The organism is Polynucleobacter sphagniphilus, from assembly GCF_001953355.1.
In the GTDB taxonomy this organism is placed as follows: Bacteria; Pseudomonadota; Gammaproteobacteria; order Burkholderiales; family Burkholderiaceae; genus Polynucleobacter; species Polynucleobacter sphagniphilus.
Genome location: NZ_MPIY01000007.1, coordinates 60,370 through 85,889 on the forward strand (window position 1 = coordinate 60,370; position 25,520 = coordinate 85,889).

The following is a 25,520-nucleotide window of genomic DNA, read 5'->3' on the forward strand; positions in this document are numbered from 1 at the left end:
ACTCAATTCTTTCTTAATGAGGCCCAATCCTCTGCATGGCATCCGCGCAAGAACTATCTGACTTTCTGAGTAGCGTTGAACAGCGTGCATTTAAGCAGGCTGTCTATGCTGTAAGGGATGACGACGCCGCCCTAGATATTGTCCAGGATGCCATGATTAAGCTTGCTGAAAAATATGGGGACAGACCCGCTGCTGAGCTCCCTCTGGTATTTACAAGAATTCTCCAAAACCGCATTCATGACTGGTTTAGGCGTCAAAAGGTCAGAAATGCCTGGGTTTCCCTATTCTCGAGCATGGGCAAGAAAACTGAGGAAGGTGATGATTTTGACCCCCTAGAGTCAATCTCTGCCCCAGAAGATAGTGAAATTCATCAAGATGGGTCGCAAAAATTAGAGAGAAGCCAGCTTTTGCAGGTACTCGAGGCAGAAATATCAAAATTGCCAGCCCGTCAACGAGAAGCCTTCCTGATGCGTTATTGGGATGAGCTCAGCATTACTGATACAGCAAAGGCCATGAGTTGTAGCGAGGGAAGTGTGAAAACACACTGCTCCAGAGCAACACAAGCCTTAGCTAAAGCTTTGAAATTAAAAGGAATTACCCTGTGAACCGTGCCCGAGACCATTTAGACCCAGTAGCGCAAGACCATTTTGCTAGGGCTAGCGCCGCTCTCCTTCGTGATGGCTCTACTACCCTGCCTAGTGCCATCAATAATCGACTGCATGCAGCTCGTATGAAGGCTTTATCTGTCAGAAAACCGGAGAAAGTTCACCAACATAAAGAAGTTTTGGCAACAATTACCGGCAACTGGTCAAGTCACTCGCGTTCTGGCTCTAAATCTATTTGGGAAACCCTCGGCTGGGTCGCCCCACTCGTCGTCTTGGTTTTTGGCTTAATTGGTATCGCACAATGGCAAGATGACTCACGCATTAATGACATGGCTCAAGTGGATGCTGCCCTATTAACAGACGACGTCCCACCAGATGCTTACGCTGATAGCGGTTTTATGGCCTTCCTCAAGAATGGCGCTGCCACAGCCGATCATCTTGAATCAGCCACAACCAGATAACAAAAGCCTTTAACAGAATGCACAGAAACCTCAGGACCGCATCGCTCAGTATTGCAGCGTTTCTGGCATTGAACTGCCCTGGATTGAGTTTTGCCCAAAATTCACCGAACACTCAAGCTAAAGCCGTCAGCGCTCCCGAAAAAAAGGTGGATGGTAGTTGGGATAGCCTCAATTCCAGTCAGCAGAAAATCCTTCAGCCCCTTGAAGATGACTGGAACTATATGACCCCAGATAATCACAAGCGCTGGATACAGGTAGCCAACATCTATCCAAAAATGAGCGAGCAGGATCAGCAACGTCTGCAATCCCGAATGGGCAGCTGGTCCAATCTCTCGCAACGTGATCGACGCCTAGCACGAGAAAACTATTTAAGCAGTCTCAAATTCCCTGCAGATAAAAAAGCCGAAGCTTGGAGTGCTTACCAAAAATTGAGCCAGGAAGAAAAGCTCAAACTCTCCCAATCTCAGGGTGTCAAAAAGACACCGAGTGTCGCCAGCGCTCCAACCCTACAACAACATCCCCTAACGCCAAAAGCTATCCTGCCACCCGCAGCGCCCATTAGGGTGACTGTGACACCTTCAGAGACAATTCCTAGCGCTAGCGAATCGAATCCTCTCGAGACTAGCGGTAGTTCAAATTAATGACACCGGCCGAATTAAGTCAGCTGCAGCCGCCCTCCTTTTGGCGCCGTGTGTGCTGCTCTCTTTATGAGCAATTGGTACTGCTTGGGGTAATTGCAATCACCTTCTTAGTTCCCAATTTAGCTTTGGGAATGCTCTTTGGCATTTCTCTACCGAGCTGGTTAACCTTTTTTTATCTGTATGCAGTTCTTGGTATTTACTTTGTTTGGTATTGGTGCAAATCCGGTCAAACCTTGGCGATGCAAACTTGGCGAGTGAGACTCATCAATCAAGCCGGCTATGAATTAAGCAAGCGTCAAGCATGGTGGCGTTATGTTTATGCCTCTTTATGGCTTTTGCCCTGCATATTATTGCAATATATTTTTGAGTTTCACCATTGGCAAATTATTGAGATGCTTTTCACGGTCTCATTGTTTTTATGGCCCTTAAGCACTCTCATTGATCCAATGGATCACCAAAGCATTCCAGACCGATTTGCACGCACTCGCCTAGTAGAATTGCCTAAAGGAATGGTTACGCTCTCTTAATCAATCGAGAACTTATGTCTGCGCTTCTCTCAGACATTCAATCGCACTAGCACTTTGTATTCTTTGCATAAATCGCAAACCGGCCAGCAGGCAAACTGTAATACCAAAAACTAGACCCATCATGAGAGATTGAGCAAAAGCATTAAATTCAATCTCTAAGACGTATCTTCCAAGGGCCCATGCTGCCATTCCTGAAAATAAACCAGCCAAAAGACCGGCAATACTGCCAATCGCTAGCAACTCAATCAAGGCAATTTTGGCTAAAGCTTGACGAGAGGCGCCCAAGGCTTTCAGTATGGCGGCGCTTCGATAGCGCTCATCTTGAGTTGCTGCAATTGCTGAAATCAATACCAAGACTGCAGCTGCGATCGTAAAGGCAAACAAAAAGCCCAAAGCATTACTAAGTTGATCCAAAACAGACTGGAGCTGCTGCAATGTATTTTGAACATCCACCACAGTTAAGTTTGGGTACGCCTGGGTCAAGTCAAAGTCGAGGGATTCATGTTGGGGTGATTGGTAATAAGATGTAATCCATGATTGGGGCATATCCCTCAATTGGGCAGGCGGCATAATCACAAAAAAATTAACTCGCATAGAACTCCAATCTAGCTTGCGCAAAGAGGTAATGGGTGCTTCAACACGCTCACCGGCCACTTCAAAACTCAGTTGATCGCCAATCTTTAAGTGGAGCGTTTTAGCAATTCCTGCTTCCATGGAAATTTGTGGGGCATCCCCCTCAATCCAATGACCACTGGTTATGCGATTACCTTGCGGCAATTGATCGGTATAGGATAAATTGAATTCACGATCCACCAAACGTCGTGCATTCTCATCCTGATAAGTGTCAGCAGTAATTGGCTGTCCATTCACCTCAGTAAGTCGGCCTCTGACCATGGGATAGAAAGCCGGCCTATCCAACCCAGCATCCTCTAGCAATTGAGCAATCGCAATCTTTTGGTCTTCCATGATATTGGTCATGAAACGATTCGGTGCATTGGGGGGTATTGCGCTTTGCCAACTTGGTAATAAATCATGGCGCAATAACAACACCATCAGCAGCGCCATTAAAGCCAACCCAAGTGCAGTAATTTGTATTACCGCAAAGGCGGGGCGACGAATGTGCATGGTCAGTGCAAAACGCACCACAAAATAAGAGGTCTTGAGATGGGCCAGCAGTCGGAGTGCTCCATATGCCAACATTGAAAATAACAGTAATGAAGCTCCAAAACTAGACGCAACCCAAGCAGCCAACCTCCAATCATCGGCCACCAACAGTATGACAAAGGCACAGCTGGAAAAACAGCCCAGCGCCAGCCAAAGCTGTGCATTCCCTATGCTATTGACATCGCTACGCACTAACCGAATTGGGGATACTTTGGCCAAACCATACAAGGGGGGCCCAGCAAATCCAAGCAACAGTAAACACGCCAAGCAAATACTTGAAATGGCTGGCAATAGACTACTTGCAGGCAATGGACTGGGGAGCAAGCCTCCTAAAAAAATGGAGCAAAATAATTTGTGTAAGGTCTGCACAAGCAACCCCACAAAAGGAAGCAATCAAGGCAATACCAGCAAGCGTTTTGCACTGTTGCATGAAAATGATTGATTGTGTGGCTCCAAAACATTTATTAATAGCGCATACATCGGTTTGTTTCAGGGCATAACGTCGCGCCGCTAGCGCGATCGCTACGCTAGCAACAATGGCAGTTAATAGTGCAACCAGGGATAAAAAACGCTGCGCCCTATCTAAAGTCTTACGCATTATGGGCTGAGCATTTTCCAGGGTTTCAATTCGCACACCGTGTAAATGAGCTGATGCAATATCGTCAGCAGCCCATTTTTGATAGGCGGCAATGGAGTCATCAGACCCAGCCAATAGAAGACGATAAGTGACCCGACTACCAAAGCCGAGCAAACCAGTTGATGGCAAATCCTCTAAGGACATCATGATGCGCGGTGAAAAATTCATAAATCCAGCGCCACGATCAGTTTCTTGCAATAGGATTCCACCAATTTCAAACTGGCGGTTTCCTAACTGGATAAAATCACCGACCCGACTATGCAAACCAGCCAGCATGCCAGGCTCAAGCCAAACCACACCCGACTTTGGCATACCCTTTTCTTGCACACTCAGATCAGATTGATCTGAGGGAGATACCTTGAGATTGCCTCTTAATGGGTAGTTTGCACTAACCGCTTTTAATGAAGCCAGCTTGGTTACTGACTGTGCGGATGCCATACTAGGAAACACTACCGTTTGCGCTAACTGCAGATTGTGAGAATGCGCATACTCAATAAATCGTTGGGGTAGCGGCTCATCGGCAACTAGCAAGAGGTCAGCCGCCAATAACTGCTTTGCATCTGATTGAAAGGAGCGCTGCAAACGGTCTGCTAAAAAACCGACACTACTTAACGCAGTGATAGATAAAGTGAGCGCTAGTAATAGCTGAGCGAGCTCACGAGACCGAAGATCTCTTCGTAAACCCCTTATAAAAACCGCTAGCGACTCAAACAAACCAAGAACTTTTCTAACAAATAGGCCAACTTACTGTCCAAATGGCTTTGGAAGATTGCCGGCGTATTTATATAGGTCAGCTTCATATTCTTTAAAAATCTCTGCCAACGCTTGCTGCTGGCCGGCAACCAAAGCAGCCGGAGTATTGTCTTTGAGTCCAACACGCTTGCTATAGCGATTATTTCCAATAATGGGATTGGTTTTGCCACCATTGCTAGCAGACAGGAAAAATTCGACCGTCACCACTGCTTCGGGTTTGGTGCGATAGTCACCATAAAACTCATCTACGCTAGCCTGTAAGGTGTAATAAGGAAAAAAAGTATTGCTTTCTCCAACAGCCATAGCGAAGATATCCGCCTTATTAATCCATTGACGCTCAGAAGATGAAATCATCTCTGAAGGCATTACAGAATAGATGTTATAAAAATCTTTTTCGTAACGCTGATCTCCCAAGCGGTAAACCAAAGAACGGCCTGCAAAAGGTTGCGCCACTGAAACAGTCCCAATCTTGAGCCAATAGTCTGTACGTGGGACTCTGGGGGCACCTGACCGCTCAGGGGCCACCATCCAACTAGTGGCCTGAATAGCTGGCTGAGTAGGTAATGAGCAAGCACTTAGACCAACTATAGCCAGTCCGCAAATAAGCAATCTAAATATAAAAGAGGTTATTTTTGAATTGATTCTCATTTTTGAGCTCCTGATGCATCTTCGGTGCCATTCATTGGAAGCATAATGCGTGGCGGAGGTGAGCTCCAAATCAGTGAGGATGGGGATTGGCTCGCAATGCGGCTAAATTCATTGAGCTGTTCACTGGTTTGCCTCAGGTTCTCCATGGTTACAGAAGTATCACCCTGAACGCTGGCCAATGTTTGACGTAATGTCACCATGGTACCAACTAGCTCACGCATCAATACGTCTAATTCACCTTTATCTGTAACCTTAGCAATGCGATCAAGCAATACATTCAGATCCCTCACCGCAGTAATCACACCTGAGTTATTTTTGGCATCACCCGCCAATAAGACATTGAGATTACCAAGCAATGCATCAAACTTCTTTTCAGTTTGATCAATATTCATCTCATTTAAAGAGCTAATGAGTTTTTGTATTCCTGAAATAATTTCATCAGCTTGATTTGGCAAGGATGGAATGACTGGATAAGTGGGTTTCCATGAATAAGCCAAGGGAGGAACTAATGAGGCGCTGTTTACAAAATCGAATTCTATGTAGTTGACCCCGGTAATGCCCATGGATTTGACCCGAGCACGTAAATTATCCTTGATGAAAGTTTCCAGCGCAGAGTCTTCAATCTTATCGCCAAATATTTGCATTCTGACAACGACATATTCACGTCGATTTTCTATGGGAAGATCTTTTTCATAAATATCGCCTGAAAGCCCAATAGAGGTAACCTGCCCGATGGCTACGCCACGAAAGCGCACTGCTGCACCGGTATCTAAACCAGTAACCGATTGCTTAATATAGGTTTCTATCGTAAATGATCGCTTAAATAATTGGCCGGAACCAAAAATTAATATCACGGCTATGAGAACCCCTATGGCAGCAAGGACAAACAGGCCAAGTCGGAAATAATTTGGGTTGGAGTTATTGCTCATGCTGCTTCCTTACTCATAATGCGATTAAAGAATTGATGTACCTGAGGATTGGTACTGGTATCGCGCAATACCTTAGGATCACCTTCTGCAATAATGCCCTTGGTATCTTTATCCAGCATAATGACTTTGTCCGCTATGGCATAGATACTTGCGAGTTCATGAGAAACAATCACAAAGGTAAATCCTAAATTTCTGGATAAATCCAAAATAGTGCTATCCAAATCAGCCGAAGTAATCGGGTCCAAGCCGGCAGATGGCTCATCTAAAAATAAGATTTTGGGATCAAGCGCCATTGCCCTTGCAATTGCTGCGCGTTTTTGCATGCCGCCACTGATTTCACTGGGCATATAACTTTCGTAAGGAAGAAGACCGACCAAATCTAATTTGCAGCGTGCCAATAATTGCATTTGCTGCTTTGTCAGCTTAGTGTATTCCTCCATAAAGAGAGTGACATTGTCCAGCAAATTCATCGACCCAAATAAGGCGCCTTCTTGGTACATGACGCCAAAACTGGTCATGATTTTTTGCCGATCAACCCCAATGGCTTTAGTAATATTTTGACCTTCAATAAAAACATCACCCGCTAGTGGTTGATATAGGCCAAAGAGATTTTTTAGCAAACTGGATTTGCCGCAACCAGAACCACCCAGAATGACGAAAATTTCTCCACTGTTTACTGAGAAATTCAGATTCTGCAGTAGCACTCTGGATTCATAACCAATGCTCAGATTCTGAACGTCTATCGCAATATCATTCTTGATATCACTCATTAGAAACCTGTCTTATAAGAGATATAGGCGAAGATGCCGTCAACCAGCACAATTAAAACGATACTGCTTACCACTGCACGCGTTGCCGATATGCCCACCGCTGCTGCACCATCACCAGTCTGCATTCCGCGCAAACATCCAACCGCAGAAACCACAATACCAAATAATGTTGCCTTAATTAAGCCAGAGCCAATATCTTCTAAATCGACCGCATTGAGCATGCCGTTGTAAAAGTTTGAAAAGGGAATGCCGTAGGCAAGCATCGTTACCATCGAAGCGCCAATACTCACTATGTCGGCATACAGTGTCAATATTGGCGCAACCAGTACACCAGCCAAAACGCGTGGTACGACTAAAAAACGCATGGGGCTTAAACCGCCAGTAATCAAGGCATCTACTTCACTATTGACCGTCATCGTGCCGATTTCAGCAGCAAAGGCTGCAGATGAGCGGCCGGCCAATAGGATTGCCGTGATTAAGGGCCCCATTTCACGTACGATCCCAAGCGCAGCTAATGGCCCCACAAAGGAAACAGCACCAAATTGCTTCATACCAATGGCAGCCTGAAAAGACAAAATCACACCAATTAAAAAGGCAACCAATCCAACGATAGGCAAGGCATTAATACCGGCTTCTACAGCGGCATTGACAAAATCACTCCATCGCACTTGCCTGATATTGCGGATTGACCAAAATAAGTCTGATGCAAGGTGGCCGGTAAAAATAATCAGTCCCGCGCCATCTTTTAAAAAGTTATCTGTAGCCATACCAGTACTGACAACAAAGCTACGCTTGGGCTTGATTACTGGCACTGGGAATAAATTAGCGATTGGCTCAAATTCACGCAAAAGCGGTTGATAGCGGGTATCTAAGCCATCGATCGCGAAATGAGCGCCGGCTTTGAGTTGAGCTTGTTCAAGGTCAATTAAAAAAGCAAAGCCCGAGCCATCCAAAGAAGTGACTTGGCTAGCATCTAATGTCAGCGAATGATTCTGACTACTCACCCCGGCAGCAAGCCAAGCATCTTGCTCTTGCCGTATCTGCGTCCAAACACCCTCCAAAGTGTAGACATTGACATGACCGCTCATTACTACTTTTGCGGTCATGTTGTTGACTTGCGTCCAGCTTGCTACAGGCGCCAGATTAATTGGCCTGGTAACGGATGGGGAGGCGTCAGAAATGCTCATATGCAAACTATACGGGATCCACAAGAACAGAATGTGAAACCCAAAAAAGGGAAAGGGCCTAGTCTTTCAACTAGGCCCTCAAAAGGTTTGGTGCGGCTGGCAGGAATTGAACCCACGACCCCTTGGTTCGTAGCCAAGTACTCTATCCAGCTGAGCTACAGCCGCAACAGCCATAATTATGCCATGGAAGAGAAAAACTACATCACACCTGCTGGACATGAGCGGATTAAAAGCGAGCTCCTACAGCTGCTAAACCTTGATAGACCGGAGGTTGTAAGGGTAGTTCACTGGGCCGCATCCAATGGCGATCGCTCAGAAAATGGGGACTATATTTACGGAAAAAAGCGTTTAAGAGAGATCGATCGTCGCATACGCTTCCTCAATAAACGGCTTGAATGTGCAGTTGTTGTCGATAATTTAGCCCGAAAAACAGGTGAAGCTGACGCTGAGCAGATCTTTTTTGGGGCTACAGTGACTTACAGCAACCTAGAAGGGGTGAATGCGGGCCAAGAGACCACCATCACCATTGTGGGCGTGGATGAGGTTGATTTAGAGAAAGGTCACGTGAGTTGGGTCTCGCCCATTGCTAAAGCCTTAATAAAGGCCCGTTTGGGTGATTGTGTACGCATCCAGACGCCTACCGGGCCAACTGAAATTGAAATCCTAGAAGTTCAATACTACTGAGAGTCCGTTAAAGCGATCGCGTCCTAGTCACCCTCATTACATCGGGGTTAGCACGCAAGCTACGCATTACCTTAGATAAGTGGAGACGATCGGCCACCTGAATTGTAAAGCGAATGGTGACAGAGTCTTCCTTATAGCGATCATCCATCGAAACATTCAAGATATTGGAATCTGCTCCTGTAACACTGCTAGCAACACGCGCCAGCACGCCCTTGCCTTGGCGTGTATCGATGGCTAAATCCACCTCAAACTCTCGATTGACCTCTTTGGCCCACTCAACCTCAACCCATTTATCGCCATCTTTTGAAAGCATTCTCAGGGCCACGGGACAGTCATTCGTATGCACCTGAAGACCTTCACCCTTGCCCAGATAGCCAATGATGTTATCGCCCGGTATGGGGTGACAGCAAGTTTGAAAACTAATCGACCCGCCCTCGCGCCCATCAACCAAAATGGCTTGACGCTGTAAGGAATGACTATTTTCTTGTGAAGGAGAGACCCAGTCAGCAGCGCCTAAGCGCATCTGTTCGGACCCGCCCTCCTCGTCTAACAAGATTTTTAAACGAATCGCTAGTTCTTGAGCGGAGCGACGACCCAGGGCAATATTGACGCATGCCTCTTCACGGGTTTTATCACCAGTCCAATGCAGCAGCTTCTCCCAAATCATAGGGGTCATCAGGCCGGCATCTACTCCTTGCTGACGCAAAGCGCTAGCCAAGAGCCGCTCACCTAGCTGTAAGGACTCTGCATAGTGCTTTGTTTTTAAGGAATGACGAATCGATGCACGGGCTTTACCGGTTCGTACAAAGGCTAGCCAACCTGGATTTGGTTGCGAATTTACTGAAGTAACCACCTCAATGATGTCGCCATTTTTTTAACTCGCTACGCAATGGCAACTGCAAGCCATTGATCTTCACCGCAACACAGGTGTTACCGAGGTCACTATGAATAGAGTAAGCAAAATCAAGTGCAGTTGCACCTCTTGGAAGTGCACGAATTTGCCCTTTAGGAGTAAAAACGTAAACAGCATCTGGAAACAGATCAATCTTGACGTGCTCTAAGAATTCTTGAGAATCACCACTGCTATCCTGAATATCAATTAATGATTGCAGCCACTGATGGGCACGGCTTTGCACCTCACTCATATCTGGGGTCCCGTCCTTATAAGCCCAATGAGCCGCTACTCCAGCCTCAGCAACCGCATGCATATCACTCGTACGAATCTGGAACTCAACCGGCACGCCTGAAGGACCGAGTAGCGTCGTGTGCAGGGATTGATAACCATTGAGCTTAGGAATAGCAATGTAATCTTTAAACTTTCCTGGCATCGGCTTGAATAAGGAGTGCAAGATCCCCAATGCGCGATAGCAATCATCAATCGAATGGACCGTGACCCGGAAAGCATAAACATCGAGCACCTGAGAAAAACTCAAGTGCTTGGAGCGCATCTTTGTATAAATACTAAAAAGGGTCTTTTCACGGCCTTGCAGATCAACCTCTAGATTGCTTTTTGCAAAAGCCATGCGAGTCGACTGCAAAATCTTCTCAACCATTTCTTTCCGGTTGCCACGTGCACGCTTCACCGCAGTCTCAATGACCCTAAATCGCATTGGCATGGAGTAGCGGAAACTGAGGTCTTGAAGATCTCGATAAATAATATTCAGGCCCAAGCGATGGGCAATGGGCGCATAAATTTCAATGGTCTCAGCAGCGACTCGACGACGCTTTTCCATTGGCACCGCATCCAAGGTCCGCATATTGTGCGTGCGATCTGCTAGCTTCACCAAAATAACGCGCACATCCCGCGCCATCGCCATAAACATTTTACGAAAGCTCTCGGCCTGCGCTTCTGCATGGCTTTGAAACTCGAGCTTATCAAGCTTAGTGAGGCCCTCAACAAGTTCAGCTACCTTAGGGCCAAATTTACTAACTAAATCTGCTTTAGTGCAGCCGGTGTCTTCAATCACATCATGCAATAAAGCGGCCATGATGGATGGTGCATCGAGGCGCCAGGTTGCGCACAACTCAGCAACTGCAACAGGATGAGTAATGTAGGGCTCGCCACTATGGCGATACTGACCTAAGTGCGCCTCATCAGAGAATTGAAAGGCCTTCTTAATTTGGGCAATTTCTTCTGGCTTGAGATAACTCAGCTTAGAAATTAATGCCTCAATGGATACGACCTGATGCTTTAAGGGAAGACTGGGTGCTGAGGTTGGGCCAAATAAATGACGGCTCGATTGCGCCAATAGGGTCGCAATGATGGATTGCTTCGTCGATGCATCAGATGCCGACTCATGAAGCAAATCATTTTGTGAAGCTGGTTTTTTAATACTAGAGGCCGCTTTAGACGAGACCTCTCCTGAAGCATCCGACGAACTTGAAGCGCTTAAGGGGAGCTCCACACCGGAACTCCTAAATTAAAGAGGTACCTTGGTCAACATATCACGGTCGGTTACGCCAGCTGCAACTTCGCGCAAAGCAACTACCGTTGCTTTATCTCTGGACTCAACACGTGGGGAGTGACCTTGAACCAATTGACGTGCGCGATAAGTCGCAGCCAACACTAGTTCAAAACGATTTGGGATGGTTTTAAGGCAATCTTCTACAGTAATACGGGCCATGCTGAACTCACTTCATTTAGGTTTAATACCTATAGGATAACTGATTAGACCCCAAGACGCCTTAAAAGCGCTGGATTGCGCGCCATGATGGGGCCTGAACGCAGGCGACTTGCTGCTACAACATGCCTTAGGTCGGCAAGAGCTTGGTCAAAATCATCATTGATCACAATAAAATCAGCTTCATGGGCATGAGCCAATTCGTCGTGGGCTGCGGCTAAACGGCGCACGATTGTCTCTTCACTATCCTGACCACGCTTACGCAAACGCTCTTCAAGCGCTTCAATTGAAGGTGGAAAGATAAAGATCCACTGCACTTCAGGAATGAGCTTACGAATCTGCTGCGCACCCTGCCAATCGATCTCAAGCATGACATCGCACCCAACCTTCATTTGCGCCTCTATCCAAGCACGCGAAGTTCCATAAAAATGACCATGCACTTGCGCCCATTCCAGAAAAAACCCCTGATCACGTTCAGCAATAAACTCCTCAGGACTGGTAAAGCGATAATCTTTACCATCAACTTCACCGGGTCTGGGCGCACGGGTGGTGGTTGATAAAGAAAGGCGCAAACCCTTATCACCTTGTAATAGAGCGTTAACCAAGGATGACTTACCAGCACCAGATGGCGCCACAATCATGAACATGCTGCCTTGATATGGAGAGGAGAGAGTCGGTGTATTCATCTAGATGTGACTGATTACTCTAAATTTTGCACTTGTTCACGCAGTTGCTCAATGAGCAACTTCAATTCCAAAGCGGCCTGAGTGCATTCTTCGGAAACCGATTTAGAGCCCAAGGTGTTCGCTTCACGACCGAGCTCTTGCATCAAGAAATCCAGGCGCTTACCGACAGGGCCATTTCCAGCCAGGGCCTTATCGACTGCTTGCAGATGTGTTTTGAGACGTGCAAATTCTTCGGCAATATCGATGCGCACTGCGTAGAGCACTACCTCTTGACGAATACGCTCCATCAGCTCGGCACCACCCCTTGACTGCTCTTGACTGGCCAACGCTTCAGAAAGGCGCTCTGTCAGCTTTTCTTGATATTGGGATACATAACCTGGAACCTTGGGTTCGATTACGCCCACGATGTCGCGCATTTTGCTTGTAATGGCCGTCAACACGCCTACTAAGGCCTTACCTTCGGCTTGGCGACTATCCATTAAGGCCGCCAAAGCTGCCCGCCCTGCCTCCACTGTCGCTGTAATCCAACCCTCTTCTTCACCGCGTGGTTCAGAAACAATGCCGGGCCAGCGCAAAATATCTGCAATTCGCAAAGGATCGGCCTTAGGAAAGGCTGCTTGGGCTTTTTCTTGAAGCGTATACAAAGCATCCAGGCGATCTGCATTAAGAGCGCCAAGCGCATGGGGATTGGCTTTGGCAGCGCCAGCAGCGTTGGCATTGACACGCCAGGCTGCCCGAAACTCCACTTTTCCGCGCGAGAGACTTTGGCTCGCCATCTCGCGCAAGGCTGGCTCAGCACCGCGGCACTCATCTGGCAAGCGAAAGCCCAAGTCCAAAAAGCGGCTATTGACCGCCCGACACTCCACCTGCAGATCTGCAACCACCCCGCCTCCTAGGGAGACTTGGCGAGAAGCGCTGCCATAACCAGTCATGCTCGATATCATATGGATATTGTAGATTGATACTCAACCCTTAGGAATAAACCCAATGAGCACCCCCTCCGTAAATCGCCCTAGCGGCCGCAGCCCGAATCAATTACGCCCCGTCAGCATTACCCGCTCCTTTACCAAGCATGCAGAAGGCTCAGTGCTAATCTCTTTCGGGGATACCAAGGTGCTCTGCACAGCTAGTGTTTTAGAAAAAGTACCGCCCCATAAAAAAGGCTCTGGTGAGGGCTGGGTAACCGCCGAATATGGCATGCTGCCCCGCTCTACCCATACCCGCAGCGATCGTGAAGCAGCGCGTGGCAAACAAACAGGACGTACCCAAGAAATTCAACGCTTAATTGGGCGTGCGTTGCGCAGTGTCTTTAACTTAGCCGCATTAGGTGAGCGCACGATTCATTTAGATTGCGATGTATTGCAAGCAGATGGTGGAACGCGTACGGCTGCTATTACTGGTGCCTATATTGCAGCGCGCGATGCAGTGAACGGCCTACTAAAAAGTGGCGCCTTAAACAAAGATCCCATCATAGATAGTGTGGCAGCGATTTCAGTGGGCATCTATGAAGGAGTTCCAGTACTTGACTTGGATTACCCCGAAGACTCTTCATGCGATACGGACATGAATGTGGTGATGACTGGGAAAGGCGGCATGATCGAACTACAAGGCACCGCCGAAGGTGCGGCTTTCTCGCGCGAGGAGCTGAACTCCTTATTGAACTTAGCCGAACAAGGTATTCAAGAGCTCACCGCCCTCCAAATAGATGCACTCAAGCTCAGTACGCTGCACTGATCAATCAATCCATCATTTAAGCAGATGCAAAAACTAGTTCTTGCCTCCAATAATGTCGGTAAGGTCCGAGAATTTAAGGCCTTACTGGCACCTTTACATTTTGAGGTCATCTCTCAAGGTGAGCTTGGTATTCCAGCGGCTGAAGAGCCGCACCATACCTTTATTGAAAATGCCCTTGCTAAAGCAAGACATGCTAGCGAGGCCACTGGCTTACCAGCTTTAGCGGATGACTCAGGGATTTGTGTTGATGCCTTGGCGGGTGCGCCTGGAGTGTACTCAGCTCGCTATGCTGGTGAACATAGTAATGATGCGGCCAATAATCAAAAACTAATTTTAGAGCTTGGTGAAAATCCAAATCGTTCGGCACATTACGTGTGTGCCTTGGCATTTGTCAAAAGCCCAAATGATCCAGAGCCTATCATTGTGCAAACACGCTGGTATGGGCAAATACTGAAAGAAGCCCAGGGTAGCAATGGTTTTGGTTATGACCCCTACTTTTACTTACCCGAATTAAATCAAACAGCAGCTCAATTAGACTCCTCCCATAAAAATCAAGTGAGTCACCGAGGTCAAGCCTTGCGCGAGCTGATTGCACAACTTCAAAGCCAAGCAAATCAAAGTGTCTAATCCAATTACCGCACTTGCCAGTAAGCCGCAGTTAACCGCCTTGCCTCCGCTGTCTTTGTATATCCATTTTCCCTGGTGCGAAAAGAAATGCCCCTATTGTGACTTCAACTCCCATCAGATTAAACCGAAGTTGCTTGATGGCTCAACTATTGGTACGAATGGTTTTGATGAGCAGCGCTACATTAATGCACTCATCACAGATTTAGAAACAGAGCTACCTCGTGTGTGGGGTCGACAAGTCCATAGCATCTTTATTGGAGGTGGTACGCCCAGCCTTCTATCGCCCGAAGGTATGGATCAATTGCTTTGCGCAGTGCGGGCGCGCGTGAACCTAGAGCCTGATGCTGAAATCACGATGGAAGCCAATCCGGGATCAGTAGAGGCCGATAAATTTGCCGCCTTTGCAACATCCGGAATTAATCGTGTTTCCTTAGGCATTCAAAGTTTTGATAATGAAAAACTGAAAATTTTAGGAAGAATTCACAATGGCGAGGAAGCCAAGCAGGCTGTGGAAATTGCCCTAAAGCATTTCAAATCCGTGAACCTTGATTTGATGTATGGCTTGCCCAATCAAAGCCTTGAAGATGCTAGAACGGATGTTCAAACAGCGCTGTCGTTTAAAACACCCCATCTCTCGTTTTACAACCTGACTTTAGAGCCCAATACCTACTTTGCCAGTTTTCCACCAAAGCTCCCCGATGAGGATACGATCGACGCCATCTTTGAGCAGAACCTCAAACTCCTTAGCGAAGCCGGCTACAAACGGTATGAGGTTTCAGCGTATGCCAAAAAAGATCAGGAATGTAAACATAACCTGAACTACTGGCGTTTTGGCGATTACATTGGCATTGGTGCCGGGGCCCATGGGAAGATTTCTTTCCCAGACAAAATTACACGTCAGATTCGAGAACGCCATCCTGACGCGTATATGCAAGCAATCGAGACCAAAGGCAATGCACTCATTGAGTCTAAAGAGATTCCTGCAAGTGATTTGCCTTTTGAGTTCATGCTCAATACCTTGCGCCTAACCAACGGGGTGGCCACCAACACCTTTTCAGAGCGTACCGGCCTAGCCTTAAGCACTATTTCAAAAAATCTCGATATGGCCAGCAATAAAGGCTTACTCGATCCCAATCCGGCAAGCTTGAAAGCGAGCGAACTGGGTCTGCGCTACCTCAATAATCTGCAAGAACTTTTTTTAAACTAGCGCTTTACTCGCCACCAGTCACGGCTAAATCCTGCACCTCAAATGGATCGCGGGGCTTCATTGGCACGTCTACCTTTGGCTTGGTACCTGGCATTAATTCAAAGTCAGGCTTAAATACCGTTAAGGTGCTTTTGAGTTGGTCAAAGGCCTTGCGATCGCCATCAAACTGAGCCTTGCCTTGAGCTAATAGCTGGTCAAAAGTAGTTTGACCACCCATCACTTGCTCTAAATCACTACGATTGATGGTGATTGCAAGGGTGGGATTAGCAGCTTGCTGACCCTTGATATTGGTTAAAGCAGAATTACTCATCTCAACAACAAACTTTTCACCGTTATCGGGTGTTGATAAGTTGATTACAAAATGCATACCAGCAGCTTTCTTACTATCCATGCTGATTGCCAAGGAGTTCAACCAAAGCTCAGTGGTCATCGCCCGAATTATGTCGGGGCCATTAGACTTTGGTGAAGCCCCCGTAGGCATACCATGGCGCAATTCGTAAGCTGCCCCTAAAAAACTATTGCGCACACTCGGGCTTTCTTTTTGATAGCCTATTTGCTCAAAAATATCGGCAAGCAAATCCTTGGCAGCCGTATTGTCAGGTTGGGCGTAGACCAGCTTATTCACGATTTCCATTGCTTCGCGATATTTTCCTTGCTTATAAAGTTGCCTACCTTTAGCAAGAATCTTGGACGAGCCCCCCATCATCTCAACATATAAAGGCGCAGAATCTTTAGGGGACAAAGGTATCAAGGTAGCGGGATTTGCATCCCAATAGCCTAAGTAGCGATTGATCACCGCACGACTATTGTGCTCTTCAGACCCGTGGTAGCTATGGGCTGCCCACTGCTTCTTTAAACTATCGGGCAACTGATATACGTTTTGAATCTCGTTAATGGTTACGCCATTATTAGCCAAATGCAGTACTTCGTTATTTAAGTGTGCATAGGCATCACGCTGGGTTCGCATCACCTCCTGAATGCGCTCATTGCCCCAACGTGGCCATGAATGAGATGCAAACATCACCTGCGCATTATTACCATAACGATACAAAGCATTATTAATATTCTTAGACCAAGCCAAAGGATCGCGCACTAATGCGCCCCGCAAGGTGTAGATGTTGTGAATGGTGCCGGTAATATTTTCAGCTGCCCAAAAAGCCTTGTATTGAGGAAAATAGGTATTCATCTCAGCAGGCGCTTCTGTACCAGGGGTATTTTGAAACTCCATTTCAACGCCATCGACTGTCATTTTTTCAAATGGTTCAGTGATATAGACATTGGGTTCAATCAAACCCAAATTACCAGCCGCGGTATTTTTACCAATGGATTGATCAACATGTCCGAATGGACTGCGCGGTAGCAATACTCCATACTGAAAATACATCCGTCGCGTCATGGCATTACCAGCGTAAACATTTTCTGCGATGGCATGCTCCATAAAGCCAGCGGGAGCAATAATTTTTACCTTACCACTCTTCACATCGGCTTCGTCCACTACACCACGTACACCACCAAAGTGATCACCGTGCGAATGTGAATACACTACCGCCACAACAGGACGCTTGCCTAATTTTTCATTGACGAGTTCAAGGGCGGCACGTGCCGTTTCTTTTGAGGTTAAGGGATCAAATATGATCCAACCGGTATTGGTTTTAATAAAACTAATATTGGCCAAATCAAAACCACGTACTTGATAGATTTCCCCTGGCACAACTTCATATAAACCATAGGCCATATTCAGAATAGCCTGGCGTTGCAATGAAGGGTTGATGCTATCAAAGTCCTTGCCTTGTAATAAAAATTCATAGCTACCCATATCCCAAGCTACATTACCGGCATCAGCCATGATTTGTTTATAGGCTGGAGCGGCTATAAAGCCTCGCTGAGCTTCCTCAAAATCACGCTTATCCTCAAATGGCAGAGTTTTGCGTAAGCCGTTTTGCAGTTCAATGGTGAATTGCGAAGGAGAGTTTCCTTTTGGGTCAAAATGTTTTCCTTCCATTGCACCAGGATCCGCAACTACCCCACCGCCACCTGCAGCGATTGCAGAGTTTGCAAGGATAAAAATTAAAGTGAGTGCAACAAGGGGTAGTTTGGTGTGCATAGGATTCCGATAAAACAGAAAAACTTCAATTAGGCCGAAACTGTATTAGTATTAATAACGATTATTTAACCACTGATTAATTCACTATGTCATTATTTTCCAAAAAGTTAGCCCCCCTCTTCTTAGTTGTTCTGTCAACACTCCTTTTCTCCACTATCTGCCGTGCTGATAGCAAAGCGGAGTTAAACCAAAATGCGCAGCAAGTTTTGAAGAAGCTATTGGACACTAACGAGCAAGCAAGAGAGTTAAGTAAAAAGGCAGTCGCTATACTGGTTTTCCCTAGCATTACTAAGGCCGGCTTTATGGTCGCAGGCCAATATGGAGAGGGAGTGCTTTTTAAGGAGGGTAGGCCAAGTGCTTACTTTAACAATGCCGGTGGATCGTTTGGCTTTCAGGCTGGAGCACAGCAGTATGGTTACGCCATGTTTTTCATGAAAGAAAGTGCGCTGGAAGCGCTCTACTCAACCCAAGGCTTTGAAGTTGGAACTGGCCCAAGCGTAGTGGTGTTAGACCAAGGCGCAGGTACAAGCCTGACTTCAATGAACTACCAAAAAGATATTTATGCTTTTATTTTCAACCAACAAGGGTTGATGGCGGGAATAGGGATTCAGGGAAACAAGATCACGCAGATTAGCAAATAGGCCAACTGCGATTCGATTGGCGGAAGAGGTGGCTTAGCCTAGGGGTGTATGGCTTTAAACCCTATCGGACTATCTTAGATTGTAATAGACAACGTATCGCATTGTTTTAAATAAAGAAATATTCATCACTTAAGTGATGAATGCCCTAAAAAGGCTTGAAGTCATACATTGGAATCTAAAGCGGTTTACCTCATTACAGAGGCAAATCTTGGTAACAAACTTTGGTAACTAATGGAGTATTAAATGACAATCAAGCTCGACTATCAAACAGTCAAGAATATCAAAGCTGCTGGCCGGTATACCGACGCATTGGTAAAAGGCCTACATATCTGGGTAAAACCAAACCTCAATAAGTATTGGATCTTTCGATACACACACCAAGGTAAACAGCACAACATTAGTCTAGGACCCTTCCCGGCCCTAACCATAGCGGAGGCCCGTATTAAGGCTCAAAAAGCCCGGGATGAGCTTGATAAAGGCGTGAACCCAGTAGCAACTAAAAATACCTCTAAGACACTTAAAGAAGCTCCAAAAACTGAAAAGATCCGTTTCAAAGAATTTGCCCACTCCTGCATCCAGACCAAGCGAGCTGAATGGACAAATCAGAAGCATGGTGATCAATGGGAATACACGTTAGAAGAGTTTGCCTATCCCGTCATTGGCGATAAACATCTGGATCAAATCACTATGGAAGATGTGCTTGAAATCCTGACGCCGATTTGGACAACCAAAACTGAGACGGCATCAAGACTGCGCGGACGACTCGAATGGATTTTGGCATCCGCAACAACAAGAAAGTTACGCTCTGGGATTAATCCAGCCCTTTGGAGAGGCTTTTTACAAACTATTCTGCCGGCTCCTAATAAGATCAAAACAGTTGAACATCACAAAGCCCTTCCCTATCGCCAAGTGCCAGACTTAATAGCCCAACTGCGAGGGATGGACACAATTGGCGCCTTGGCTTTGGAATTTACTATCTTGAATGCCTCAAGAACAGGTGAGGTCATTGGCGGATTAAGAAATGAAATTCATGATGACGTTTGGGTCATCCCCGGGAATCGCATGAAAGCTAAAAAGGAACATCGGGTACCGCTTTGCACAAGATCTATAGAAATACTGGCAATCGCGAAGGTCAAAGATGAGGGTAGTCAATACTTGTTCTCACACAAAGGAAAGAAGCTTAGCAATATGGCTATGCCTATGGCGCTTAGGAAATTTGATCTTGAGGCAACCGTACATGGATTCCGCTCATCTTTTAGAGACTGGGTGAGCGAAGAAACTAATCACCCCTCTGAGGTAGCTGAAATGGCATTAGCTCACACCATAGCCAATACGGTAGAAAGGGCATATAGAAGAAAGGACTTGCTTGATAAACGTCGTTTGTTATTAAATGACTGGGAAGAGTATTGCAATACGACAAATCAAAATGTTCTTGAATTGAAAGTGGCTTGAAGATGAAAAACTACAAAATCGACGACTTAGCCGAGGGGGTTAAAGGTGTTGAGGAGGTTCAGCAACTTATGGACAAACTCGTTGAATATATTAAAAAGAATAAAAAGAAAAAAGGGCCAAGCCTATTGGAGGACATTGCTGAAACTCAGCAGAAAATGATGTCATACAGCAAATTAATAACTGATGAATTAAGTTTATTTAGAGAGCTTATCAATCCGGAAACACAAGAGAGAAAAATCAAACAAATAAATGATCACTATTCAAAATTCAATAAAGCAGAGTTAATAGAGGAGCTCGTAAAAGCACGACTCCTCATTGAGGGACATGAGCTAAGAATCCGCGTTCAAAAACAAAAAATTACTGTACTTGATGAGTTTTACGATAAGCATCAACGAGGAAGGATCGAGAAAAATAAAAGTAAGCAAAAGGGCAAAGAAAAAACATATAAAAGCAATAATGACTGTCTCGAGCAGTGTTATAAAGCCTTTTCTAAGACGCTAGAAGCTTCCGTGCGTCCAATTGATTATCCAGCGTATAAGAGATTTTTATTGAAGCTCTACCCTCACCCACCTTTTATTCCTGAAGCTAGATTAACCGCAAAAGAAAAGCAGCAATCAATACAAATTCAAAATGAAGATAGGGATCTGAAGGCTAGATATACATGGAGTGATGCAACAGTGAGAGCAGCTTTTAGGAAATTTAGTGGGGCTATAGCAACAACCTTGAAGAAATAATCATCACTTAAGTGATGAGGGCCGCAAACAGTATGTGAACTTGAAAATCTATTTATGTTCAACCAAACAGGAGTAAACATAAATGGAGTCAAGCATCAAACTGCTACGGATTAGCGACGTAGCAAATAAAACAACCCTCGCTAAAAGTACCCTTTGGATCAAAATATCCAAGGGGCAGTTTCCAAAGCCAATAAAGATTTCCCCAGCTATTAGCGTCTGGAAAGAGTCTGATGTGGATGCGTGGATTGAGAGTTTTTGCAACCCTTCTTCTCATAAGGAGGCAGCATGAACTTAGATAACATGCCACAAGAACTCAAGACAATTAATAACTGGGTACTTGTAAAGCTGGAACCCAAGGGCGATGGGAAGTTCGATAAGGTACCAGTTCGTCTTCATCAAGGCAGCGCAAACAAACTAGGATGGAGCAAACCCTCTAACTTATCGTCCTATGAAACAGTTAAATCCCTATGGGATGAGGAACAACGACTAGAGCCCAATCAAAGGCGCTTTCACGGAGTTGGCTTCGTTCTTAATGAAACAGGTTACCTTTGTGTCGATCTGGATAGGGCGTTTGATGATGAGGGTCTCAAGCCATTTGCTAAAGATATATTGACAAGCCTTCATGGGTTTGTTGAAAAGTCTATAAGCAAAACCGGTTTACATATTTTTGTAAAAGAGCATGGTTGGAGTATAGGAACAAAAAGGGGTAAGTTCGCAGATGGGTCTGGCATTGATGTTTTATGCAATGGAACCTTTGTGATGGTCACGGGTGACATCATAGATGAGGCTTCATACACCATTAGCGAGGAGCAAGACTTTTCTACTCTACACAAATGGCGTGAGCTACTAAGTGGTACCGAAAATAGTACGAGCTTTATCAATCAAGATATTCCGTTTGACCACAATTTGCCTGTAGCCGGATGGGATGTACAACGCATAAGGGCAGAACTATTTCCTAGGCTAAAGGATTTTGAGGATCGGGATAACTGGCGGGATGTGCTATTTGCCTTGCACCACCAAACCAATGGTAATGAGGAGGGTCTTGAACTAGCGCACGAATACAGTGCACGAATTCCTGAAATGTATAACCCCAAAGAAGTTGAAGATTTGTGGAAAAGTATTAAACGGGATCCAAAGCGCCTGAATAAAACCTTTAGATGGCTTCTATATTTAGTACGCCAGCAGATTACGCAACGGGATAACCACATCTTGGGTGACCTTGATAACGCCCGGCACTTTGCATCCATGTTCGAGGGTGAATTGCTTTACTGCCGATCTAATCGCAAATGGCTTCGTTTTACAGGTATGCGCTGGGAATGGTGCCAGAAAGGCGAGGAAATTGGAGCGGCGAAGCTAGTTGCTCAACAGATCATGGATAAGGCTGTAGAGCTACTGAAAATTGATCCAAGCAGCGCGGTATCAAAAGCATGGCTCTCTCATGCCAAGGCTATACGTAGCAATGGTCGTATTTTAGCGATGCTAGATCTGGCCACTAGTGAGCATGGCATGAATATTGCGGATATAAGCGAGCTTGACAGTCATCCCATGCTTCTGGGAGTTCGTAATGGTGTCCTAGACCTCCAGAAAATGGTTTTACTACCCGCCGATCCAAAGCTATTAGTAAGCCGCCAAGTCAACGCCGAGTTCAACACTGCAGCTACCTGCCCTCTTTGGCTCAAGTTCTTGAATGAAACGTTTTTGGGCGATCAAGATCTCATTGACTACATTCAAAAAGCCTTGGGTTACTCATTAACTGGGGACGTTAGTGAAGAAGTTCTCCATTTTTGCTATGGACATGGGAAGAACGGCAAATCAGTTATGGCTAATGTGATCGTCAAGATAATGGGTGATTACGTTCAAACAGCAAACTTTGACCTGCTAGCCCAAAAGGAATCTGGCGCTACAAACGATATTGCCCGTCTGGCTGGAGCTCGCTTAGTCATGGCGAATGAAACTCGCGAAAACCAGCGCCTAGACGACCAAAAGCTCAAGGCGCTTGTATCGACCGAGAAGATTGCAGCACGGTTTATGTACGCTGAGTTTTTTGAGTTCTGGCCCCAGTTCAAGATTTGGCTTAGAGGTAACTACAAACCCATTATTACTGATTGCAGTGAAGGTGCGTGGCGACGAATGCGTCTAGTTCCTTTTGAAAACCAGATTGCCCCAGAGAAAACCGATCATGACCTTGAAACAAAACTACTGACTGAAAAGGAAGGGATTTTGGCTTGGATGGTCGATGGCTGTCATCGCTGGCAACAGGAACGTCTAAGAGCCTGTAAACGTATTGAGGATGCTAGCAAGGTCTACCGAGAGGAGTCTGACATGCTGGGCGAGTTCTTGGAAGACTGCTGCGAAGTGGGAGCTGGAAAGTCTGAAACTCAAAAGACGACCTATCACACCTACAGACAATGGGCGGCATCAAACGGAATTCACTCTGTGACCCAAAAGTCTTTAACTCGCCAACTTGGTAGTCGGGGTATCGATACCAAAAGAGTTAAGACAAATGGTGATACGAAGCGGTTCTATTTGGGGCTCTCCCTCACTCAGGCATCGAAGGCCAGATGGCCCGACTTTGATCTGTAAATAACGGATAGCTCTAGCGGTGACGATGGTGACGATTTAACAATCATTTCCCAAAAGTCTTCTAAGTAAATTTCTCATGAGGCACTTTTAGGAAACAACCCTTATTTCGACACCGTCGACACCAAATAACTAATTTTACCAATTGAAAGAAATCAGAATGAAAGCAACAAAACAACAACTTATTAATGAGATCAAACTACTCGAGCGCAAGTACGAAATGCTTGTCTGGTACGCCAGAAAATCAGAGCAGCAAATTGCAACAATCGAAGGTGTGCGTATTGCAGCCGATGAAGTGACTAGAGACTACCCCGAAGAGGTGACATCCCTGAATTCACCATTATTCGGCAATTGGCAGCACGGATTCAATAGCGGAATGCTGGCAGGTACCCGCTTTGTTCTGGATGCATTAGATGCGGGAATAGAAGAGGCGTATGAGATCTTTCCGGACCTGAACTCTTAGTGCTACGCGCGCGTGAGGGTCTAGGTCAGGTTTGGACATGATTTTTAGGCCCTTGTCTCAATAGTTAACAAATAGGCACATCACCAACCCAACAATGTTCTCAAAAGTTCATTGGGTTTGGTGGTTATGTTTTAAAAAATAAAAATTGTCAGATAAAAAATGGTTCAAAAACAACCTAAAACTGGCAAAAACTTAATAAAAAGGTAGGAAATGATGGAAAAAAGAACTAAGAAACGCAACAAGTTGACAACTAATGCCGAAATTGCAGAGCTTGCCTACGTGTTTCACATATCAGCAAACCGCCTCAGGTTAACAATCTCTCAAATTAACCTACCCGCCGCCTATAGATTGCAAATTGCAAGGCATGTGCAATGGATGCTAAACCAAGCGAAATCATTAGGAGAGGAATTAAATGCGCCGCAACCAAACGCGTTCATTACAAAGGAGTCAACTGAACGAATTGCAGAGCATTTAGGTGTATTTGACTAAAAAGAAACGGGCTTGCTTTCATAGGTACCATCTAGGGGAGGTAAGCCCTTCGAGTAAAAATGGGGTATCGACTTATAAAGAAGGTGGGGGCCTACCCCGCTATCTCAATTGATCTGAAATTAGTTCCGCAAACCGATGTACTCCAAACTACACAATTGGTAACTTCTTTGGTAACAATAGAGCAAATGCGCTGCGAGCAATAGTATTCAACGCCCCTTGGCGGACGGTGCCTCCTCCACATTAATTTAATCACAGTCACACAGCAAGTGTTAAATTTAAATTATTGACGATGAAACAAGCTAAACGCCCCAACGGATATTGGAATCTTGAGACGCTGCGAGTTGAGGCGCTCAAATACCAAACACGCCAAGAATTTCAGCAAAAGAACGGTGCAGCATACAAAGCGGCTGGATTACTAAAACTGCGTGATGCCATATGTGGACATATGATTAAACTCAAGAACCCCAAAGGATATTGGACTCCTGAAACACTCCATGCTGAAGCGCTCAAATACAATAATAAAGTTGATTTTCGTCAAAGATCTAATCCAGCATTTCTCACCGCCTCACGAAGAGGATTGTTAGATCAAATATGCAGTCATATGGAAGCTGGCAAATTACCTAACGGTCATTGGCTAAACAAAGATAATTGCGCTGCTGAGGCACGGAAATATATGAATCGCCGTGCATTTTCGTTAGCAAACTCAAGCGCATATCATGGGGCAGATGTGAATGGGTGGTTAGATGAAATTTGTAGCCATATGGATTTCAACCCTTCAAGCGATAGTGATGCAGTCTACATTTGGAAAGCTATTGGTCATGTATTCAATGGCCTACAGGTATATAAATTTGGAACAACTTCTGCACGACTAGAAGATAGGCGCATTAGCGAAGTAGCGCGGTTTGCTGGCATGGATTTCGATATTGTTATATTGATTAAAGTAACAGTGCACGCAAGTGAATTGGAATCTAAGCTACTACAGCTAGGAACCAATCCGCAGTACAAGGGATTCAATGGGGCAAGTGAATTTAGAGCTTTAACAGATGATGAATTAGAAGCTGCTATTGAAGTAATCAGAAAATATCAAGAAATTAGCCCAATTTAAACTAACCTTTTGGTAACTTTTATTAATAACCGCCCAAATACTCGCCGCATAGAGTCGTAAAGCAAGAGCCA

At 45.6% G+C, this 25,520-nt stretch carries 26 protein-coding genes, 1 tRNA gene and 1 pseudogene; 16 read left to right on the top strand and 12 right to left on the bottom strand.

The window, feature by feature from the left end; translation table 11 throughout:
* The first annotated feature begins 35 nt into the window (after positions 1-35).
* From BOQ04_RS07460 to BOQ04_RS07475, 4 genes are read left to right on the top strand one after another with little or no spacing between them, the layout of a single operon-like run.
* Entirely contained in the window at positions 36-605 is a 570-nt protein-coding gene (locus tag BOQ04_RS07460; protein ID WP_076024133.1) for an RNA polymerase sigma factor, read from the top strand.
* Entirely contained in the window at positions 602-1,066 is a 465-nt protein-coding gene (locus BOQ04_RS07465) for a DUF3619 family protein (RefSeq protein ID WP_076024134.1), read from the top strand. Before BOQ04_RS07460 ends, BOQ04_RS07465 begins: the two co-directional genes overlap by 4 nt.
* A 17-nt stretch (positions 1,067-1,083) precedes the next feature.
* The gene (locus tag BOQ04_RS07470; protein WP_076024135.1) at positions 1,084-1,707 is read left to right on the top strand and encodes a DUF3106 domain-containing protein; all 624 of its coding nucleotides are present in this window, start codon (positions 1,084-1,086) and stop codon (positions 1,705-1,707) included.
* Positions 1,707-2,234 carry an RDD family protein gene (locus BOQ04_RS07475; protein ID WP_076024136.1) on the top strand — a complete coding sequence of 176 codons (528 nt, stop codon included), beginning with the start codon at positions 1,707-1,709 and terminating at the stop codon, positions 2,232-2,234. The genes BOQ04_RS07470 and BOQ04_RS07475 overlap by 1 nt, the downstream gene beginning before the upstream one ends.
* A 12-nt stretch (positions 2,235-2,246) precedes the next feature.
* On the opposite strand, the gene BOQ04_RS10635 is transcribed toward BOQ04_RS07475, so the two are convergent.
* The 7 genes from BOQ04_RS10635 to BOQ04_RS07505 all read right to left on the bottom strand — a co-directional run bounded on the left by BOQ04_RS10635 (position 2,247) and on the right by BOQ04_RS07505 (position 8,487).
* Positions 2,247-3,665, bottom strand: coding sequence for an ABC transporter permease (locus BOQ04_RS10635; protein ID WP_158025485.1), 1,419 nt, complete (start codon positions 3,663-3,665; stop codon positions 2,247-2,249).
* Between the two features lie 28 nt (positions 3,666-3,693).
* Positions 3,694-4,617 (bottom strand): ABC transporter permease, encoded by a 924-nt coding sequence (locus BOQ04_RS10640; protein WP_083657557.1) that lies wholly within the window; start codon positions 4,615-4,617, stop codon positions 3,694-3,696.
* Positions 4,618-4,779: 162 nt separating this feature from the next.
* A complete protein-coding gene (locus BOQ04_RS07485; RefSeq protein ID WP_143742166.1) occupies positions 4,780-5,436 on the bottom strand; it encodes a PqiC family protein in 657 nt (218 codons plus the stop codon).
* A complete protein-coding gene (locus BOQ04_RS07490) occupies positions 5,433-6,365 on the bottom strand; it encodes an MlaD family protein (protein ID WP_076024137.1) in 933 nt (310 codons plus the stop codon). Before BOQ04_RS07490 ends, BOQ04_RS07485 begins: the two co-directional genes overlap by 4 nt.
* Entirely contained in the window at positions 6,362-7,135 is a 774-nt protein-coding gene (locus tag BOQ04_RS07495; RefSeq protein ID WP_076024138.1) for an ABC transporter ATP-binding protein, read from the bottom strand. The genes BOQ04_RS07490 and BOQ04_RS07495 overlap by 4 nt, the downstream gene beginning before the upstream one ends.
* The gene (locus BOQ04_RS07500; RefSeq protein ID WP_076024139.1) at positions 7,135-8,322 is read right to left on the bottom strand and encodes an ABC transporter permease; all 1,188 of its coding nucleotides are present in this window, start codon (positions 8,320-8,322) and stop codon (positions 7,135-7,137) included. Before BOQ04_RS07500 ends, BOQ04_RS07495 begins: the two co-directional genes overlap by 1 nt.
* A gap of 88 nt (positions 8,323-8,410) precedes the next feature.
* Positions 8,411-8,487 (bottom strand) — tRNA-Arg (locus tag BOQ04_RS07505).
* 18 nt (positions 8,488-8,505) lie between these two features.
* Here BOQ04_RS07505 and greB point away from each other — a divergent pair.
* On the top strand, positions 8,506-9,006 hold the full coding sequence (gene greB / locus BOQ04_RS07510; protein ID WP_076024140.1) for a transcription elongation factor GreB: 501 nt from the start codon (positions 8,506-8,508) through the stop codon (positions 9,004-9,006).
* A gap of 7 nt (positions 9,007-9,013) precedes the next feature.
* Here greB and BOQ04_RS07515 read toward each other — a convergent pair.
* The 4 genes and pseudogenes from BOQ04_RS07515 to BOQ04_RS07530 all read right to left on the bottom strand — a co-directional run bounded on the left by BOQ04_RS07515 (position 9,014) and on the right by BOQ04_RS07530 (position 13,257).
* Positions 9,014-11,411: pseudogene (locus BOQ04_RS07515) on the bottom strand (RelA/SpoT family protein).
* A gap of 15 nt (positions 11,412-11,426) precedes the next feature.
* Entirely contained in the window at positions 11,427-11,630 is a 204-nt protein-coding gene (rpoZ, locus tag BOQ04_RS07520) for a DNA-directed RNA polymerase subunit omega (protein WP_011902918.1), read from the bottom strand.
* Between the two features lie 44 nt (positions 11,631-11,674).
* Positions 11,675-12,313 carry a guanylate kinase gene (gmk, locus tag BOQ04_RS07525; RefSeq protein WP_076024141.1) on the bottom strand — a complete coding sequence of 213 codons (639 nt, stop codon included), beginning with the start codon at positions 12,311-12,313 and terminating at the stop codon, positions 11,675-11,677.
* A gap of 14 nt (positions 12,314-12,327) precedes the next feature.
* Complete coding sequence (locus tag BOQ04_RS07530; RefSeq protein WP_076024142.1) at positions 12,328-13,257, bottom strand: YicC/YloC family endoribonuclease; 930 nt, start codon at positions 13,255-13,257, stop codon at positions 12,328-12,330.
* Between the two features lie 43 nt (positions 13,258-13,300).
* Between BOQ04_RS07530 and rph the strand changes: the two genes are divergently transcribed.
* The 3 genes from rph to hemW are packed head-to-tail and all read left to right on the top strand — an operon-like array spanning position 13,301 to position 15,881.
* Positions 13,301-14,047 (top strand): ribonuclease PH, encoded by a 747-nt coding sequence (gene rph / locus BOQ04_RS07535; protein ID WP_076024143.1) that lies wholly within the window; start codon positions 13,301-13,303, stop codon positions 14,045-14,047.
* A gap of 24 nt (positions 14,048-14,071) precedes the next feature.
* Complete coding sequence (rdgB, locus tag BOQ04_RS07540) at positions 14,072-14,674, top strand: RdgB/HAM1 family non-canonical purine NTP pyrophosphatase (RefSeq protein ID WP_076024144.1); 603 nt, start codon at positions 14,072-14,074, stop codon at positions 14,672-14,674.
* Complete coding sequence (hemW, locus tag BOQ04_RS07545; RefSeq protein WP_143742167.1) at positions 14,667-15,881, top strand: radical SAM family heme chaperone HemW; 1,215 nt, start codon at positions 14,667-14,669, stop codon at positions 15,879-15,881. The genes rdgB and hemW overlap by 8 nt, the downstream gene beginning before the upstream one ends.
* Positions 15,882-15,885: 4 nt before the next feature.
* Here the strand turns inward: hemW and BOQ04_RS07550 are convergent, their stop codons facing one another.
* Positions 15,886-17,985 carry an alkyl/aryl-sulfatase gene (locus BOQ04_RS07550; protein ID WP_076024145.1) on the bottom strand — a complete coding sequence of 700 codons (2,100 nt, stop codon included), beginning with the start codon at positions 17,983-17,985 and terminating at the stop codon, positions 15,886-15,888.
* A gap of 86 nt (positions 17,986-18,071) precedes the next feature.
* Here BOQ04_RS07550 and BOQ04_RS07555 point away from each other — a divergent pair, with 86 nt between their 5' ends.
* The 8 genes from BOQ04_RS07555 to BOQ04_RS07590 all read left to right on the top strand — a co-directional run bounded on the left by BOQ04_RS07555 (position 18,072) and on the right by BOQ04_RS07590 (position 25,449).
* Positions 18,072-18,626: a lipid-binding SYLF domain-containing protein gene (locus BOQ04_RS07555; protein WP_076024146.1), complete on the top strand. Its 555-nt coding sequence runs from the start codon at positions 18,072-18,074 to the stop codon at positions 18,624-18,626.
* A gap of 243 nt (positions 18,627-18,869) precedes the next feature.
* The gene (locus tag BOQ04_RS07560; protein WP_076024147.1) at positions 18,870-20,078 is read left to right on the top strand and encodes a tyrosine-type recombinase/integrase; all 1,209 of its coding nucleotides are present in this window, start codon (positions 18,870-18,872) and stop codon (positions 20,076-20,078) included.
* Between the two features lie 2 nt (positions 20,079-20,080).
* Positions 20,081-20,812, top strand: a complete 732-nt coding sequence (locus tag BOQ04_RS07565; protein WP_076024148.1) for a hypothetical protein — start codon at positions 20,081-20,083, stop codon at positions 20,810-20,812.
* Positions 20,813-20,894: 82 nt separating this feature from the next.
* The gene (locus tag BOQ04_RS11060) at positions 20,895-21,101 is read left to right on the top strand and encodes a helix-turn-helix transcriptional regulator (protein ID WP_076024149.1); all 207 of its coding nucleotides are present in this window, start codon (positions 20,895-20,897) and stop codon (positions 21,099-21,101) included.
* Positions 21,098-23,395 carry a phage/plasmid primase, P4 family gene (locus tag BOQ04_RS07575; RefSeq protein ID WP_076024150.1) on the top strand — a complete coding sequence of 766 codons (2,298 nt, stop codon included), beginning with the start codon at positions 21,098-21,100 and terminating at the stop codon, positions 23,393-23,395. Before BOQ04_RS11060 ends, BOQ04_RS07575 begins: the two co-directional genes overlap by 4 nt.
* Before the next feature lie 157 nt (positions 23,396-23,552).
* Positions 23,553-23,855, top strand: coding sequence for a hypothetical protein (locus tag BOQ04_RS07580; RefSeq protein WP_076024151.1), 303 nt, complete (start codon positions 23,553-23,555; stop codon positions 23,853-23,855).
* 213 nt (positions 23,856-24,068) lie between these two features.
* Positions 24,069-24,344 carry a hypothetical protein gene (locus BOQ04_RS07585; RefSeq protein WP_076024152.1) on the top strand — a complete coding sequence of 92 codons (276 nt, stop codon included), beginning with the start codon at positions 24,069-24,071 and terminating at the stop codon, positions 24,342-24,344.
* Positions 24,345-24,633: 289 nt separating this feature from the next.
* Positions 24,634-25,449, top strand: a complete 816-nt coding sequence (locus BOQ04_RS07590) for a hypothetical protein (protein WP_076024153.1) — start codon at positions 24,634-24,636, stop codon at positions 25,447-25,449.
* The last annotated feature ends 71 nt before the right edge of the window (positions 25,450-25,520 follow it).